The organism is Streptomyces alkaliphilus, assembly GCF_014141535.1.
GTDB classification, from domain to species: domain Bacteria; phylum Actinomycetota; class Actinomycetes; order Streptomycetales; family Streptomycetaceae; genus Streptomyces; species Streptomyces alkaliphilus.
The window spans coordinates 1-1,104 of the sequence record NZ_VKHT01001323.1 but is presented as its reverse complement, the minus strand read 5'-3'; the positions used below and the strand labels follow the sequence as shown (position 1 = coordinate 1,104).

The window sequence follows — 1,104 nt, the reverse complement described above, 5'->3', positions numbered from 1 at the left end:
CGCCCGCCCCGTGCCGGATCCCCGTACGCCGGGATCCGGCGCGGGGTCGGTGCGTCGCGGGCCCCGGACGAGTGGGCCGAACCGATGGCTCCCCGGGGTCCGCCCCCGTTCCCCTGCCCGTAGACTTGCCGACATGGCGAGGAAGAAGAAGGCGGACTCCGCGACCCCCGGGACCACGGAGAACACGGAGAACCCGGGACGGCTGAAGCAGATCGGCCTGACCTACAAGATGGCCAAGCGGGTCGACCGCAGGATCGGGTGGATCCTGTCCGCGGTCGGCCTCGGAACGTTCGGCGTCCTGCTCGCCATCGGTCTCCTGATCGGCCGCCCGATCTACCTGGGTCTGTTCGGTGTCCTCATCGCGCTGCTGGCCACCGCGATCGTCTTCGGTCGTCGCGCCGAACGGGCGGCCTTCTCGCAGATGGAGGGGCGTCCCGGGGCCGCCGCGGCCGTGCTGGAGAACATGAAGCGCGGTGTCTCCTTCACTCCCGCGGTGGCGATGAACCGGCAACAGGACATCGTGCACCGCGCGGTCGGCAAGTGCGGCATCGTCCTGGTCGCCGAGGGCAACCCGAATCGGCTGCGGACCCTGTTGGCCGCCGAGAAGCGCAAGATGGCCCGGGTGGTCTCGGACGTACCGGTGCACGACGTGATCGTCGGGGACGCCGAGGGACAGGTGCCGCTGCGCAAGCTGCGCTCCACCATTCTGAAGTTCCCGCGTGTCCTGGCGGGCGGACGGGTCACCGAGGTCAACGACCGTCTGCGCGCGATGGGTGACCTGCTCAGCAACATGCCGGTGCCGAAGGGGCCGATGCCCAAGGGGTTGAAGCTGCCGAAGGGCCAGATGCCGCGGGGTCGCTGACCCTGTTTCCCCCCGCTCCCGGGTTCTCTCCCGGTCCCGCTCCCCCGGCCGGGCCGGGCCCCGCCGGGGTCGACACGACCACCGGCGCGGTGGGACGGGGGCGCGTCGACGCGCGAACGCCCCGGGTCCCGGCCGTACGCCATCGGCCGGGACCCGGGGCGTTCGCGTTCGCGCGTCCATCGGGAATGTTCCCGGCCGCGAAGACGGGAACGCCCCCGCCCGCGGGCGCGCGGGGGCGTTCC

The 1,104-nt window shown here is 72.4% G+C and carries 1 protein-coding gene; it reads left to right on the top strand.

Features of this window, described 5'->3' with window-relative positions; translation table 11 throughout:
- Window positions 1–133: 133 nt before the first annotated feature.
- The gene (locus FNQ90_RS24255; RefSeq protein WP_182608302.1) at window positions 134–862 is read left to right on the top strand and encodes a DUF4191 domain-containing protein; all 729 of its coding nucleotides are present in this window, start codon (window positions 134–136) and stop codon (window positions 860–862) included.
- Window positions 863–1,104 lie beyond the last annotated feature (242 nt).